Origin of the sequence: Uliginosibacterium sp. H1, assembly GCF_036017065.1 — a bacterium.
GTDB lineage: Bacteria > Pseudomonadota > Gammaproteobacteria > Burkholderiales > Rhodocyclaceae > Uliginosibacterium.
In genome coordinates, this window is the sequence record NZ_JAYXHR010000002.1 from 1,326,145 (window position 1) to 1,338,561 (window position 12,417).

Annotated in this window: 11 protein-coding genes; 7 read left to right on the top strand and 4 right to left on the bottom strand. The window is 65.4% G+C overall.

The features are described 5' to 3' along the window. Positions 1 to 123 precede the first annotated feature (123 nt). Complete coding sequence (locus tag VVD47_RS15635; protein ID WP_327604418.1) at positions 124 to 3,210, bottom strand: efflux RND transporter permease subunit; 3,087 nt, start codon at positions 3,208 to 3,210, stop codon at positions 124 to 126. After that, the gene (locus VVD47_RS15640; protein WP_327604419.1) at positions 3,207 to 4,448 is read right to left on the bottom strand and encodes an efflux RND transporter periplasmic adaptor subunit; all 1,242 of its coding nucleotides are present in this window, start codon (positions 4,446 to 4,448) and stop codon (positions 3,207 to 3,209) included. Before VVD47_RS15640 ends, VVD47_RS15635 begins: the two co-directional genes overlap by 4 nt. Before the next feature lie 212 nt (positions 4,449 to 4,660). On the opposite strand from VVD47_RS15640, the gene recA reads away from it, so the two are divergent. From recA to hprK, 7 genes are all read left to right on the top strand, one after another. After that, positions 4,661 to 5,677, top strand: a complete 1,017-nt coding sequence (gene recA / locus VVD47_RS15645) for a recombinase RecA (protein WP_327604420.1) — start codon at positions 4,661 to 4,663, stop codon at positions 5,675 to 5,677. Positions 5,678 to 5,705: 28 nt separating this feature from the next. Beyond that, a complete protein-coding gene (gene recX / locus VVD47_RS15650; RefSeq protein WP_327604421.1) occupies positions 5,706 to 6,176 on the top strand; it encodes a recombination regulator RecX in 471 nt (156 codons plus the stop codon). After that, complete coding sequence (gene lptB / locus VVD47_RS15655; protein WP_327604422.1) at positions 6,163 to 6,885, top strand: LPS export ABC transporter ATP-binding protein; 723 nt, start codon at positions 6,163 to 6,165, stop codon at positions 6,883 to 6,885. Before recX ends, lptB begins: the two co-directional genes overlap by 14 nt. 18 nt (positions 6,886 to 6,903) lie before the next feature. Beyond that, positions 6,904 to 8,421 carry an RNA polymerase factor sigma-54 gene (locus tag VVD47_RS15660; RefSeq protein ID WP_327604423.1) on the top strand — a complete coding sequence of 506 codons (1,518 nt, stop codon included), beginning with the start codon at positions 6,904 to 6,906 and terminating at the stop codon, positions 8,419 to 8,421. A gap of 12 nt (positions 8,422 to 8,433) precedes the next feature. Continuing rightward, positions 8,434 to 8,757: a ribosome hibernation-promoting factor, HPF/YfiA family gene (gene hpf / locus VVD47_RS15665; protein ID WP_327604424.1), complete on the top strand. Its 324-nt coding sequence runs from the start codon at positions 8,434 to 8,436 to the stop codon at positions 8,755 to 8,757. A gap of 206 nt (positions 8,758 to 8,963) precedes the next feature. Then, a complete protein-coding gene (ptsN, locus tag VVD47_RS15670) occupies positions 8,964 to 9,449 on the top strand; it encodes a PTS IIA-like nitrogen regulatory protein PtsN (protein WP_327604425.1) in 486 nt (161 codons plus the stop codon). Continuing rightward, the gene (gene hprK, locus VVD47_RS15675) at positions 9,418 to 10,359 is read left to right on the top strand and encodes an HPr(Ser) kinase/phosphatase (RefSeq protein WP_327604426.1); all 942 of its coding nucleotides are present in this window, start codon (positions 9,418 to 9,420) and stop codon (positions 10,357 to 10,359) included. The genes ptsN and hprK overlap by 32 nt, the downstream gene beginning before the upstream one ends. Positions 10,360 to 10,470: 111 nt before the next feature. Here hprK and VVD47_RS15680 read toward each other — a convergent pair whose 3' ends face one another. Beyond that, positions 10,471 to 11,409, bottom strand: a complete 939-nt coding sequence (locus VVD47_RS15680; protein WP_327604427.1) for an FHA domain-containing protein — start codon at positions 11,407 to 11,409, stop codon at positions 10,471 to 10,473. Then, a complete protein-coding gene (gene ttcA / locus VVD47_RS15685) occupies positions 11,406 to 12,353 on the bottom strand; it encodes a tRNA 2-thiocytidine(32) synthetase TtcA (protein ID WP_327604428.1) in 948 nt (315 codons plus the stop codon). Before ttcA ends, VVD47_RS15680 begins: the two co-directional genes overlap by 4 nt. Positions 12,354 to 12,417 lie beyond the last annotated feature (64 nt).

A 12,417-nucleotide genomic window follows, 5' to 3' on the forward strand; every position in this document is an offset into this window, starting at 1 on the left:
CGAATTGGCCGATCGACGGCAGGCCGCAGACGCCGCTTTGCCCTTCAGGGAAGCACGGGGTATCGCTGGAGGGCAGGCTGAGGCCGGCGCAAAAAAAAGGGCCGCAGTAGCGGCCCTTTCAAGTCAATGTGCCTTGCGGTGCAGATCCTGTCCGCCGCTGATGCCCAGCTTGCGCTGCAGCCAGTCGAAGCCGAGATACAGCGCTGGCGTGATGAACAGCGTGATGAGCTGCGAGAAGATCAGGCCGCCCAGCACGGCGATGCCCAGGGGCTGGCGCAGCTCGGCGCCGGCGCCCAGGCCGGTGGCGATGGGGACTGCGCCCATCGCGGCGGCCAGGGTGGTCATCATGATCGGGCGGAAGCGCAGCAGGCAGGCTTCGCGGATCGCGTCGGCAGGGCTGCGGCCCTCCTTGCGTTCAGCTTCCAGCGCGAAGTCGATCATCATGATGGCGTTCTTCTTCACGATGCCGATCAGCAGCAGGATGCCCACCATCGCGATGAAGGTGAGTTCCAGTCCGAACAGTTTCAAGGACAGCAAGGCACCGACGGCTGCGGAGGGAATGCCGGCCAGGATGGTGATCGGATGGATCCAGCTTTCGTACAGGATGCCCAGCACGACGTAGATCACCGCGATGGCGATCAGGATCAGCCACAGCTGGCTGGTCTGCGACTCCTGGAACACCGCGGCGTCGCCGGCGAACTTGCCGAAGATGTGGTTCGGCATGTTCAGTTCGGTCTGCATGCCGCGGATCTCGTCGATGGCCTGCGACAGCGTCACCTCGGGCGCGAGGTTGAACGACAGGGTGATGGCCGGCAGTTGCCCTTCGTGGTTGACCGAGGTCGTCGCCGACACGCGCTCGACGCTGGAGAACGCCGCGATCGGCACCAGCTGGCCGCTGCGGGCGCGGACCTTGAGCTGTTCCAGCCCGCGCTCGTCGGCACGGTAGGCCGGGTCCAGCTGGAGGATGACCTTGAAGGTGTCCTGCGGCATGTAGATGCTGGCCGCCTCGCGTTCGCCGAAGGCCCCGTTCAGCGTTTCGCGGATGGCCGCCATGTCCACGCCCAGCGACTGGGCGCGCTCGCGGTCGACCACCACGCGCGCCTGCAGCCCGCTGCGTTCCGCGTCGGTGCTGATGTCCCGCAGCAGTTCAGATTCGCGCATGCGGCTCATCATGCGGTCGGACCAGTCGTTGAGCGCGGCGTAGTCGACCGACTGCAGGGTGAACTGGAAGCGGCTGCGCGAGCTGCGTCCGCCGACGCGCAGGTTCTGCACCGCCGAGAAGGTGACGGATACGCCGGGCAGGTCGGCGACGTCGCGGCGCAGGCTCTGCAGCACCGACTGCATGCTGCCGCGCTCGTTCTTCGGCTTGAGTGTCAGGAACACCACGCTGCGGTTGGAACCGCCACCGAAGAAGGCGGTGCTTTGCGCGACGGCCGGGTCCTTGGTGATGCGTGCCTGCACCTGGTCGTGGATCTCCGCCATGGCGGTCCAGGAAATATCCGGCGCGCCCTCGATCGACACGCGCACCTGGCCGATGTCCTCCTCGGGGAAGAAGCCCTTGGGCATCGACACGTAGAGCAGCACGGTGCCGACGCAGGTTGCCAGCGTCAGCAGCAGCATCAGGCCGCGATGGCGCAGGGTCCAGTCCAGCAAACGCTGGTAGCCATGCAGGGTGGCCTTGAAACCGGCTTCGAACCAGCGGCTCCATGCAGGCGGGCGCTTGTCGTCGTGGTGCGGTTTGACGAAGCGTGCGGCCAGCATCGGGATCAGCGTCAGCGCGACGGCCGCGGAGATGACGATGGCAATCGACACCACCGCGGCGAACTCGAAGAACAGCAGGCCGATGGTGCCCGGCATGAAGAAGATGGGGATGAACACGGCGACCAGCGACACCGAGATGGACACCACGGTGAAGCCCACTTCGCGGGCGCCGCGGATGGCGGCCTGGAAGGGCTTCATGCCGTTCTCGACGTGGCGGACGATGTTTTCCAGCACCACGATGGCGTCGTCGACCACCAGGCCCACGGCGATGGTGAGGCCCATCAGCGAGATGTTGTTCAGCGAGTAACCCGCCCACAGCATGATGCCAAACGTGCCCAGCAACGAGGCCGGCAGCGACAGCGAGGGGATGATGGTGGCGGACAGCCGGCGCAGGAACAGCAGGATGACCATCACCACCAGGGCGATGGTCATGATCATGTGGCTGCTGACGTCGCGGATCGATTCGCGCACCGACTTCGACCGGTCGTTGATGGCCTCGATCTCGACCGATGCCGGCAACTGCGACTTGAGCGTGGGAATGGCGGCGCGCACGGCATCCACCACCGCCACCGTGTTGGCGTCCGGCTGGCGCAGCACCGACAGGGTGATGGCGCGCTTGCTGTCCACCCAGGCGCCGTTGCGGATGTTCTCCACGCTGTCTTCCAGCGTGGCGACGTCCGACATGTAGATGGTCTGGCCGTTCTTGACGGCGACCACCACCTTGGAAAACTCGGCTGCGTTCTTCAGCGGATCGTTGGTGGCCAGCACCAGCGTCTGGCGCGGCCCTTCCAGCGTGCCGACCGGCACGTTGCTGTTGGCGGCGCGCAGCGCGTTCGATACGTCCGACAGCGTGAGGTCGCGGGCGGCCAGCTTGGCCGGGTCGGCCTTCACGCGCACCGCGAAACGCTTCTGGCCGTTGATGTTCACCTGCGCCACGCCGTTGAGCGTGGACAGCGACGGGGAGATCAGGTTGTCGGCGAAGTCGTTCAGCTCCGCCAGCGACAGCGACGGCGAACTGATGGCGATGAACAGGATGGGGTCGTCCGCCGGGTTCACCTTGCGGTACGCCGGCGGGTTGCTCATGTCATCCGGCAGCTGGCGCGTGGCGCGGAACAGCGCGGCCTGCACGTCGATGGCGGCGGAGTCGATGTTGCGCGCCGGGTCGAACTCCAGCGTGATGGAGGTGCTGCCCTGCGAGCTGGAAGACGTCATCGTCTTCAGCCCCGGGATGGTGGAGAACTGCCGTTCCATCACCGTGGCGACCGAGGACGCCATCGTTTCCGGGCTGGCGCCCGACAGGTTGGCGCTGACGTTGATGGTCGGCTGGTCGTAGGACGGCAGCGCGGCGATCGGCAGCTTGGTGACGGCGACTGCGCCGGCGATGACGATGGCAATCCACACCAGCGCGGTGGCAACCGGCCGGCGGATGCACTGTTCGGCAAGCATCATGTCGGGTTCTTCCCTTCGCCACTGCCTGCGTTGCCACCCTTCTTGCCGTCGCGGCGCTTCCGTGGTGCCGACTCGCCGTTGGCTGCGAGCGGCGCAGCTTCCTCGATGCGACCACCGGGCCGCAGGTTCTGGCCGCCTTCCAGCACGATCTTCACGCCGCCACCGATGCCGGTGACGACGGCCTGGCCGTCCACGATGCGCTGCAGCTCGACGTTCTGGGGCGTCACCGTCGCGTCGTCCTTCACCACATACACGAAGCGATGCGTCGGGCCGTTGACGATGGCCTGGGCGGGCAGGACCACCACGTCCTTCAGCTCGCCGACGGTGACCCGCGTGGTCACGTACTGGCCGGGCCACAGGTTGCGGCTGTTGTTGTCGATGCGGGCCTTGATGGCGATGGTGCCGGCCACGCGGTCCACGGTGCTGTCGATGAAGCTCACTTCGCCGGGCGCCTTGCGGCCGTCGCCGGTTTCCACCTCCACGCGGACGGGTTTTTCGCGTTGCGACGCCAGCAGCATCGGCAAGTCGCGCTCGGGCAGCGTGAAGCTCACGCCGATGGGATGCATGCGCGACACCTTGACCATCGGGGTGGTGGTGGTGACGAGGCTGCCGACCCGCACGTCGATGCGCCCGGCGCGACCGTCGAAGGGTGCGCGGATCACCGAGTAGGTGAGTGCCACCTTGGCCTGCTCCAGCGCCGCCTGGTTCTCCTGCATGCCGGCGCGGGCGGAATCCACCTTGTTGCGGGCGGTATCCAGCGCGGAGGAGGACACGAAGTTCTGGGCCGACAGGTCTTGGGCACGCTTGAGATCGCGCTCGGCGATGTCGAGCTGGGCGCGGGCGCCGACGACCGCGGCTTCCGCGCGCTTCACCGCGGCGGCATCCTCGCGGTCGTCCAGCGAGAACAGGACCTGGCCGCGACGGACTTCCTGCCCCTCGCTGAACTGGACCTGGGCGACCGTACCGGTCTTCTGCGCCCGCACATCCACCTCGTCCAGCGACAGCACGTTGCCCTGTGCACTCAGTACCAGTGGCAGGTTGCGCAGGGTGGTCTGCGTGGTGGTGACCATTTGCGGCTTGTTGCGATTGCCCCCGCTGGCGCCTTGCCCGGAGGCCGGGCTGGCGGCCGCGCTCTTCCCGGGAGCGTCCTTGGTGCCGGCGGAATCGTCTTGCTGGTTACTGCAGGCTGCCGTCAGTAAAGCTGTCAGCAGGAGGGGGGCGAAGCGCTTCTTGAGCATGGTGTTTTCGTTCTGCCAGCCTTGGCAAGGCTGCTTTGAATGGAAGGCTGTGGCACTACAACTTATTGATGTTGCGGCAATGCCGGGTGGCGAAGCAACGAATTGTGAGGCGTGGAAAGCGTAAAAACAGGAAAAGTTCCACAGCCTCCGGAAGGCGGCCTTGAATGCAAGAGCTATGCCATAATTTGCCGCGATCAACCCGAGGAAAAAACATGGACGACAACAAGGCGAAGGCGCTCCAGGCTGCGCTCTCCCAGATCGAGAAGCAGTTCGGCAAGGGCTCCATCATGCGCATGGGCGACGGCAAGCTGGAGGAGGAGATCCAGTCCGTGTCCACCGGCTCGCTGGGACTGGACATCGCCCTGGGCATCGGCGGCCTGCCGCGTGGCCGTGTCGTCGAGATCTACGGCCCGGAATCCTCCGGCAAGACGACCCTGACCCTGCAGGTCATTGCCGAGATGCAGAAGATCGGCGGCACCGCTGCCTTCATCGACGCCGAGCATGCGCTGGACGTGGGCTACGCCGCCAAGCTGGGCGTGAACGTCGCCGACCTCCTGATCTCGCAGCCGGACACCGGCGAGCAGGCGCTGGAAATCGCCGACATGCTGGTGCGCTCCGGTGGCGTGGACATCCTGGTCATCGACTCGGTGGCGGCACTGACGCCGAAGGCCGAAATCGAAGGCGAGATGGGTGACCAGTTGCCCGGTCTGCAGGCCCGCCTGATGTCGCAGGCGCTGCGCAAGCTCACCGGCAACATCAAGCGCACCAACACCCTGGTCATCTTCATCAACCAGATCCGCATGAAGATCGGCGTGATGTTCGGCAACCCGGAAACCACCACCGGCGGCAACGCGCTGAAGTTCTACGCCTCCGTACGCCTGGACATCCGTCGTACCGGCACGATCAAGAAGAACGAAGAAGTCATCGGCTCCGAAACCAAGGTGAAGGTCGTCAAGAACAAGGTGGCACCGCCGTTCAGGGAAGCCCACTTCGACATCCTGTATGGCGAAGGCATTTCGCGTGAAGGCGAAGTCGTCGATATGGGCGTCGAGCACAAGTTCGTCGACAAGAGCGGTGCCTGGTATGCCTACAACGGCGAGAAGATCGGCCAGGGCAAGGACAACGCGCGTGAGTTCCTGCGCGCCAATCCGCAGATCTCCCGCGAGATCGAGAACAAGATCCGCGAAGCGGTGGGCGTCGTTGCGCTGCCTGCCGCCGAGCAGGCCTGATCGACGGATCGTTGGCGGATGCCTCGCGATGAGCAGTTCTCCGGCGACGGCCCTGCGCAACCGGGCCTTGCGCCTGCTGGCCCGGCGCGAGCATTCGCGCGCCGAGCTGGCGGCCAAGCTGCGCGGCGAGGCGGAGCCTGAAATGCTGTCGGCATTGCTCGACCGTCTCGCCGAGACCGGACTGCAGTCCGATGCGCGCTACGCCGAGAGCTTCGTGCGCAGTCGCGCCGAGCGACATGGCGTGGGGCGCCTGCGCAATGAACTCGCACGGCGCGGCGTGGCCGAAGCGCTGATCGACGATGCACTCACCACCCTGGCCGATGAAGGCGGTGGCGACGAACTGGCCCGCCTGCGCGCGGTGTGGCAGAAGAAATTCGGCGACAAGCCGCAGGACGCCCGCGAGTGGGCCCGTCAGGCGCGCTTCCTCCAGTCGCGGGGCTTCACCAGCGAACTGATCCGCAAAGTACTGAAAGAGCCGTTCAACGATGAGTCTGCTTAGGGTTACCCAGCTCTCCAAGCGCTACAAGAAACGCACGGTGGTCCGTGACGTTTCCTTCGAGGTCGGCAGCGGCGAGGTCGTCGGCCTGCTCGGCCCCAATGGCGCGGGCAAGACGACCTGCTTCTACATGATCGTCGGGCTGGTGCGCGCGGACGGCGGTGCGATCCACCTGGACGGCACCGATCTGACCCACACGCCGATTCATCGCCGCGCGCAGATGGGCCTGTCCTACCTGCCGCAGGAGAACTCGGTTTTCCGCAAGCTGACGGTCGCCGAGAACATCATGGCCGTGCTGGAGCTGCAGAAGCTGGGCAAGGCTGAAGTGCGGGCCCGGCTGGACGAGCTGCTCAACGAGCTGAACATCGGCCATCTGCGCGACGCGACCGCCCAGTCGCTGTCCGGTGGCGAGCGTCGCCGCGTGGAGATCGCGCGTGCGCTGGCGACCAGCCCGCGGCTTATCCTGCTCGACGAACCCTTCGCCGGCGTGGACCCGATCGCGGTGATCGACATCCAGAAGATCATCGCCTACCTGAAGTCGCGCGGCATCGGGGTGCTGATCACCGACCACAACGTGCGTGAGACGCTGGGTATCTGCGATCACGCCTGCATCATCAACTCCGGCGAGGTGCTCGCTGGCGGCCGTCCTGACGAAATCGTGCAAAACGCACAGGTGCGTCAGGTGTATCTGGGCGAACATTTCCGCCTGTAGAAGTTTTCCGTCTCATTCATGAAGCCCTCGCTCCAGCTCAAGATATCCCAGCACCTCGCGCTGACCCCGCAGCTGCAGCAGTCCATCCGCTTGCTGCAGCTGTCGACGCTTGAGCTCAACACCGAAATCGAGCGCATCCTGCTGGAGAACCCCATGCTGGAGCGCGAGGACGGTGAGGAGGGCGGCGCCGAAGCGGTGGCCAGCGTCGAGCAGGCCGAAGCCACGCGCCACGAGGAGCGCGAGGAGCGCGACTTCGCGGAGATCCGCGAATCCAGCGGCAACGGCGAGGACGCGGACTTCGAGCCGGCGGTGTCGGTCGATCCGCCTGAGACCATCGATGCGGCCTACGAGGCGGCCTCCGACGACGATCTCGGCGAAGCCGCGGAGTGGCGTTCCGAAGCGGGCAGCCGCAATGGCGGTGACGACGACGAGTCCGACTTCCAGGAATTCCAGGCTGCCGCCACGTCGTTGCGTGACCACCTCGATGCCCAGGTGGCCTTGATGGCCCTGTCCGACCGGGACCGCGCGCTGGTGCGTTTCCTCATCGAGGCGCTGGATGACGATGGCTTTCTCGACACCCCGCTGGAAGAACTGCTCGAACTGATTCCGCCCGAGCTGGAAGTGGAAGTCGATGACCTGCAGATCGCGCTGCGCTATGTGCAGCACTTCGACCCCGTCGGCGTCGGCGCACGCAGCCTGCAGGAGTGCCTGACCCTGCAGCTGCGCAATTGCCCGGAATGCAGTGCCCGCAGCCTGGCGCTGCAGATCGTCGATGGCCAGCTCGAACTGCTGGCCGCGCGCGACTTCGTCAAGCTCAAGCGCCGCCTGGGCTGCAACGACGACGGCCTGCGCGCCGCGCAAGACATGATTTCCCGGCTGAACCCCCGCCCGGGCGCCCAGTTCACCCACGTGGAGCCGCGCTACATCGTGCCGGACGTCATCGTCCGCAAGACGCGCGGCCGCTGGGGGGCGAGCCTCAACCCGGAGGCGATGCCGAAACTGAGGATCCACCGCGTCTACGCCGACATCCTTCAGCAGAACCGTGGTTCCGCCAGCGCCCTGTCGGGCCAGCTACAGGAAGCCCGCTGGTTAATCAAGAACGTACAACAACGCTTTGACACGATCCTCAGAGTGTCGCAGGCTATCGTCGAACGACAACACCAGTTCTTCGACCACGGCGAAGTGGCCATGCGGCCGCTGACCCTGAGGGAGATTGCCGACGAACTGGAGCTGCACGAATCCACGGTGTCGCGCGTGACCACGCAGAAGTACATGGCCAGCCCGCGCGGCGTGTTCGAACTGAAGTATTTCTTCGGCTCTCACGTGTCCACCGACACGGGCGGTGCCTGCTCTGCCACGGCGATTCGTGCGCTGATCCGCCAGATGGTTGCAGGTGAAGACGGGAGAAAACCCCTGTCCGACGCCACGATTGCCGAGATGTTGGGCCAGCAGGGTATCGTGGTGGCGCGACGGACGATTGCGAAATACCGCGAGTCGCTCAATATCCCGCCGGTCAGTCAGCGCAAGTCGATCTGAGAGGAGTGCCCTATGAATCTCAACATCACCGGCCATCATCTTGAGGTGACCCCCGCCATCCGTGAGTTCGTCACCAGCAAGCTGGAACGCGTGATTCGCCATTTCGACCACGTGACCGCCACCCACGTGATCCTCTCCGTCGAGAAGCTCAAGCAGAAGGCCGAAGTGACCCTGCATGTCCGCGGCAAGGACATCCACGTCGAAGCGACCGAGGAAGACCTCTACGCCGCCATCGACGCCATGACGGACAAGCTCGACCGCCAGGTCGTCAAGCACAAGGAAAAGTCCTTCGACCACGGGCGCGACGCCATCAAGCACCAAGCCGCCCAGCCCTGACCGCCCGGCCGGCCGGGTTGTCGGGCATAATTCCCGCTTGCCTGCACCTCGGCCGGTTATCCTGCTCCAAGGTTCTGCTGTCCCATCCCGCTGCACCACGCCCGACAGGAAAGCTCGACAGTTTCGACAGTCCCAGACAGTCCATTTACGCCGAGTAGCGACCGTCTCGTCACCACTGGTGACAGCGCGGTCAGAGCCTCCCCCGGATGAACCTCATTTCCCACATCCTGCCACTGCAAAACGTGCTGCTCGACCTGGAGGCCGACAGCAAGAAGCGCGTTTTTGAACGGGCAGGACTGATCTTCGAGAACCAGAACAGCCTGTCGCGCAGCGCGATCATCGATTCGCTGACCCAGCGCGAGAAGCTCGGCTCCACCGGCCTGGGCCAGGGCATCGCCATTCCGCACGGCCGCATCAAGGGTTTGAAGGAAGCGCTGGGCGCTTTCTTCCGCCTGGCCAGCCCGATCCAGTTCGATGCGCCGGATGGCCGCGCGGTGAACCTCATCTTCGTGATGCTGGTGCCGGAGCAGGCCAACGAATCCCATCTGCGCCTGCTGTCCGAACTGGCCCAGATGTTCTCCGACCGCGCTTTCCGCGACGATCTTCTGGCGGCCGACAGCGCCGACACCATGCATAGCCTCTTTGTCGAATGGGATCCGCATGCGGCGAACGAGCGTCGCTCAACTCTTTGAGGCCAACCGTGCTGCGTTGCGCCTGCGCCACGTCGCCGGCCGGCTCGACACGCACCTCACCATCCATGACAACCGGGTATGGCCGGCTGACCTCGTCGGTCACCTGAACCTCATCCATCCGCAGCGCCTGCAGGTGATGGGCGAGGCGGAGTTCGTCTGGGCGCGCCGTCAGGCGCGCGACAAGCTGGAGCACCACCTGCTCGGCATCCTCGCCGCGGCGCCGCCGGGCATCATCGTGGCCGACGACTGCGAGGTGCCGGACATCATCCGGCGCAACTGCGAGGATGTCGGTGTGCCCTTGCTGGCCTCACCCATGGAGTCCGCACGCGTCATCGACGTGATGCGCAGCTACCTTGCGCGACGGCTCGCCGAGCGTGTCTCGCTGCACGGCGTCTTCATGGACGTGCTGGGCGTGGGCGTGCTGATCACCGGCGATTCCGGTGCCGGCAAATCCGAGCTTGCCCTGGAGCTGATCTCGCGCGGGCACGGTCTGGTGGCCGACGACGTGGTGGAGATCTCGCGGGTGGCGTCCGGCGTGCTGGAAGGTCGCTGCCCGGAGATGCTGAAGGATTTCCTGGAAGTCCGCGGCCTCGGCATCCTGAACATCCGCACCATCTTCGGCGAGACGGCCTGTCGCCGGAAGATGAAGCTCAAGCTGGTGGTTCACCTGCAACGTCGCTCCGCCGCCGACGAACCGCTGCGCCTGCCGCTGGACGACGAGATGCAGGACGTGCTCGGCGTTCCCGTACGCCGCACCGTGCTGCCGGTGGCGGCGGGCCGCAACCTCGCGGTGCTGCTGGAGGCGGCGGTGCGCAACACCATCCTGCAGTTGCGGGGCATCGACTCCACGCAGGAGTTCGTGGCCCGGCAGCGCAGTGTGCTGGACCAGGAAGACCCTTTCGAGCACTGAAAACACGGGACAGTGCTTCGCGGGTGTTCACGCCAGACAGCACGCGAAGGACAACAAAAAGGCCACGCATTGCGTGGCCTTTTTTCTTCCCTTGCGGAGGGGTGACCGGTCTCAGCGCTGGCCGATATCGAACATCATGCTGTCGACGTCGACCTCGTTGGGCGAATAACCCAGGCCCACGCGGCCGCGAGGTGGCAGGTCGCATTCACCACGGCGCAGCACGATCTCCACGCCGCTGTCGTCCACCAGGTAGGTGCCGTTGGTGCTGTTGTCGATCAGCACGTAGCGGCCCGAGCGCCATTCGATGCGTGCATGGTGACGCGAGGCGCGGCGATCGCCGATGACGACATCATTGCCCTCCTCGCGCCCGGCCAGCAGCACCGGCTGCAGTTCGCTGACCACGAAACTGTGGTTCAGGTAGCGCAGCATGAGGCGCGAGCGCGGCGCCGAGGGTTCGGCGGGCTTGGTGGGCGCCTCGACACGCGGTGCGGCCGCGGGCAGGGAGCGCAGCGTGGCTTCGCGCAAGGCGGCCGTGCCGGTCTTCAACTCGAAGATCGGCAGGTCGTAGCCGTTGGAGGACACCGACAGCTGGGTCTGCGTGTCGATCTGGCCGCGCACCGATTCCGGCAGGTGCATCGAGGCTTCACCGGACAACAGGATCTGGCCGGGCGAGGCCACCGAGGCGAGATTGTTGACGATCTCGACGGCCTCGTTGCTGGGGTTGCTGGTCTCGCCTTCGTTCGGGCCGCAGTGGACGCCGATGCGTACCGACAGCGACACACCGGACACCGGTGGCAATTGCGCCACGCGATCGCGGATGTCGCTGGCAGCCAGTACCGCTGCGTCACAGCGCGGGAAGACGGCAACCAGCCGGCGGCCCTCGCTCTTCAGCGTCTGGCCCTGATGGGCTTCGATGGAACGCTCGGCGCGCGACAGGCAACGTTCGCGGGCGCGCGCTGCTTCGGTTTCGCCAAGCTTGCTGACCAGGGTGCTGTCACCCGTGACCTCGGCTACCACCACGCAGGTCTCGGATACGGGGCTACTTATCATTGTTCGGGTGACTCCAGCTTGGTCCAGGGGTCGGCGCGGGTGTTCCAGACGATGGGCGCGACGACCGGTTCGGTATTGCCGGTATCGAGTTCGGGGGGGTCGAAAACCAGGTCACCGCCGGCGCTGTCTGCAAGGGGCGACAGGCTCTTGAAGTTGTACAGGTTGCCATCCGCAAGATGCGAGGGCACTACGTTCTGAAGGGCAGTGGTGATCGACTCGACGCGGCCCGGGAAGCGGGTTTCCCAGTCGGCGAGCATCGCCTTGATCTGCTTGCGCTGCGCGTTTTCCTGCGTACCGCAGAGGTTGCACGGGATGATCGGGTACGCCATCGCGCGGGCAAACTTCGCGACGTCGCGTTCGTTGCAGTAGGCGAGCGGGCGGATCACCACGTGCTGACCGTCGTCGCTGACCAGCTTCGGCGGCATGGCCTTGAGCTTGCCGCCGAAGAACATGTTGAGGAACAGCGTCTCGATGATGTCCTCGCGGTGGTGGCCGAGCGCAATCTTCGTCGCGCCGATTTCCCGCGCCGTCCGGTAGATGATGCCGCGGCGCAGGCGCGAACACAGTGCGCAGGTGGTCTTGCCCTCCGGCACCTTGCCCTTGACGATGGAGTAGGTGTCCTCGGTGACGATCCGGTACTCGACGCCGATCGACTCGAAGTAGCGCGGCAACACCTCGTCGGGGAAGCCAGGCTGCTTCTGGTCGAGGTTCATCGCGACGATGCTGAAGTCGATCGGTGCGCGCTGGCGCAGGATCGACAGCAAGGTCAGCAAGGTATAGGAGTCCTTGCCGCCGGAGCAGCACACCATCACGCGGTCGCCTTCCTCGATCATGCCGAAGTCGGCGATGGCGCGGCCGACCTGCCGCAGCAGGAATTTCTGCAGCTTCAGGACGTTGCCGGAGAGGCTGGTTTCGGCGATGTCGGCAGGGAGTACGGCTTCCACGATGGTCTTACCTTCAATGCCTTCAGGACGCTGCTGAAGGTCCGGGGATTATAGTGATTGTGCC

Excerpts from the sequence above, each read along its gene's own strand:
- VVD47_RS15635 (WP_327604418.1), bottom strand. The coding sequence starts at position 3,210 with ATGATGCTTGCCGAACAGTGCATCCGCCGGCCGGTTGCCACCGCGCTG.
- VVD47_RS15640 (WP_327604419.1), bottom strand. The coding sequence starts at position 4,448 with ATGCTCAAGAAGCGCTTCGCCCCCCTCCTGCTGACAGCTTTACTGACG.
- hpf (WP_327604424.1), top strand. The coding sequence starts at position 8,434 with ATGAATCTCAACATCACCGGCCATCATCTTGAGGTGACCCCCGCCATC.
- VVD47_RS15660 (WP_327604423.1), top strand. The coding sequence starts at position 6,904 with ATGAAGCCCTCGCTCCAGCTCAAGATATCCCAGCACCTCGCGCTGACC.
- hprK (WP_327604426.1), top strand. The coding sequence starts at position 9,418 with ATGCGGCGAACGAGCGTCGCTCAACTCTTTGAGGCCAACCGTGCTGCG.
- lptB (WP_327604422.1), top strand. The coding sequence starts at position 6,163 with ATGAGTCTGCTTAGGGTTACCCAGCTCTCCAAGCGCTACAAGAAACGC.
- ptsN (WP_327604425.1), top strand. The coding sequence starts at position 8,964 with ATGAACCTCATTTCCCACATCCTGCCACTGCAAAACGTGCTGCTCGAC.
- VVD47_RS15680 (WP_327604427.1), bottom strand. The coding sequence starts at position 11,409 with ATGATAAGTAGCCCCGTATCCGAGACCTGCGTGGTGGTAGCCGAGGTC.
- recX (WP_327604421.1), top strand. The coding sequence starts at position 5,706 with ATGAGCAGTTCTCCGGCGACGGCCCTGCGCAACCGGGCCTTGCGCCTG.
- recA (WP_327604420.1), top strand. The coding sequence starts at position 4,661 with ATGGACGACAACAAGGCGAAGGCGCTCCAGGCTGCGCTCTCCCAGATC.